1 protein-coding gene and 2 pseudogenes are annotated in these 2,017 nt (G+C 61.5%); 2 read left to right on the forward strand and 1 reads right to left on the reverse strand.

The genetic code is table 11. The features are described from left to right. Positions 1-52: 52 nt before the first annotated feature. Together ACFSL4_RS14915 and ACFSL4_RS14920 are read left to right on the forward strand one after the other, a co-directional pair. Positions 53-322 (forward strand): annotated as a pseudogene (locus ACFSL4_RS14915) (RHS repeat-associated core domain-containing protein); the annotation flags it as partial. A gap of 856 nt (positions 323-1,178) precedes the next feature. After that, the gene (locus tag ACFSL4_RS14920; RefSeq protein ID WP_381082626.1) at positions 1,179-1,598 is read left to right on the forward strand and encodes a hypothetical protein; all 420 of its coding nucleotides are present in this window, start codon (positions 1,179-1,181) and stop codon (positions 1,596-1,598) included. Positions 1,599-1,828: 230 nt separating this feature from the next. Here ACFSL4_RS14920 and ACFSL4_RS14925 read toward each other — a convergent pair. Next, positions 1,829-1,963, reverse strand: a pseudogene (locus tag ACFSL4_RS14925) (integrase core domain-containing protein); the annotation flags it as partial. Positions 1,964-2,017 lie beyond the last annotated feature (54 nt).

Raw genomic sequence — 2,017 nt, forward strand, 5'->3', positions numbered from 1 at the left:
GCACCCTTCTTCTATCGGGGCGTCAGCTCACGAGTTCAGCTGAATACATGAGGTCGACAAGCCGGACGCCGCCAACCCGACGAAGGAGGCATACAACCCCTACCGCTACAACGCCAAGCGCTGGGACGCCCAGTCCGGCACCTACGACATGGGCTTCCGCGACTACGACCCCGGCCTCAACCGCTTCACCACCCGCGACATGTACAACGGCGCCCTCGCCGACATGAACCTCGGCGCCGACCCCTACACCGGCAACCGGTACGCGTTCGGGGGTGGCAATCCCACGAGCTTTGTCGAATTCGACGGCCACACCAGCTGTGACGTCACGGGTATCTGCGGTGGCGTCTACCGCGAAACCCCGATGATCAAGCACGAGGAAGCGGAGGGAATCAACCTCTCGATCCAGTCCGAGACACCCACGTACCTGTCGGACAACGGGCAGAAGGCGTGGAACGACGCGCTCGGCGCGGTGCGGTTGCACAGCAGTTTCTTCGCGAACGGCGCGGAAACGCGCGAGGGACTGGCCGCGATGAGCGAGCTGTTCTGGGGTACGTACTGCGGAAAGGTGAAGAAGAGCGAGTGCCCTGCGGCGCGGATGAACGCAACTTCTCTGCAGGACTTCGGCCTCCGCCAGGTCGACACCGGACTGGGTAATCGCCTCGAACCCATGGCCTCTGCCGGTTCGGTCGTCGGTCTGACGTCCGCCCAGGCGATGAAGAAGCTCATGGACCCCGAGCAGCTTCGCGGTCAGAGCGAGGAGTACGTCCTTGCACTGGCAGAAAAGGCGGGCATGTCCACCGCGCCGATGAAGCCGACTTCCGCGACAGGCGGACGTGGCACACGGATATTCAAGCCCGGAGATTCCAACGTGATGCTCTTCATGGAGGCGGGCGATCCGGAGACCACCAGCGCGGACAAGGTTCACGAGGGGCCGTACGTCAAGTACCAGATCTCCGGTGCTGGTAAGGACGGAGCGTTCCGAGTGCCGATCGCGGGGAACCCGAATCCCGAACTCGGCGGGGATGTTCCCACAGCCTCCCGGCGGCGCATCATGGAGTTCTTGTTCGGGATGGAGGAGTGAGAAAAGAGGATTGACGGCAAAGAAATAGGGCTGTAAAGCCCCGCAGGGGCCGGTCGGCCGCGTCTTATGGCACGGCCGGAGCGGCTATACTGCTGACATGTCTGATTTCTCTTCATTTTCCGCCAATCAGTTTGCGGACGCCCTGCGTCGTGGCACCGACGGGCTGTGGTCTCTTGATGCGGCAGTCCGGCTCCTCGCGCATCATGGTATTTGGATGAAAAGTCCCGAGCTGCGAAGCCTCGTGCAGGGCGGGATCGATGAGAATGGTGAAGTCTGGGCGGGATTCGATGTTCGCCGGATGAAAGAAGCGATCGACTCCGGAGAGCTCGGCGAATGGCGTGAAGATCTCGCGATCCTCTTGATAGCCATGAGTCTTTACGCGGATTTTCCGATTTCCCTCCGTTATACCTGCGAAAATCTTTCCAAGCAAAATCTCACCCTGGTCGGCGAAGCCCTTTTCAAAGCCTGCGGTTACGAGGTCGGACTCATTGTCGCGGACGGCCGCGACGATCAGTGAGCCGTAACCAGCTACGGGTGTCTGTCAGGGCCCCGGCGTTTGCCCGGATCGCCCCGGCCTGGGCCGGTTGATCATGCTGACGGGCCCCGGAAGCAGATGAACACGGCACCTGTGGATCATGGAGTTCTCTACACTGCAAGATCCACGAAGGTGCCGTGTTCGTTCATCATCCCCTGCCGTCGTTCCCGTCTCTCCGGCGCTGCGCCTGCCGAAAACCTCATCCGTAAAGGTCAGGCGGCATGTTGGTACTCGTGGAGGATGCCGCCGAGTCGTTCGCGTCGTCGTATGTCGAGGTGGGTGATCTGCTCCGGATCGTTGATCGGCATTGGCAACGGGTGGAGCGGGCGGGCGTTGGGGATGCCCTGACCTCATGTATTCAGCTGAACTCGTGAGCTGACGCCCCGATAGAAGAAGGGTGC

This window comes from Streptomyces caeni (genome assembly GCF_042678285.1).
Classification (GTDB): Bacteria; Actinomycetota; Actinomycetes; order Streptomycetales; family Streptomycetaceae; genus Streptomyces; species Streptomyces caeni.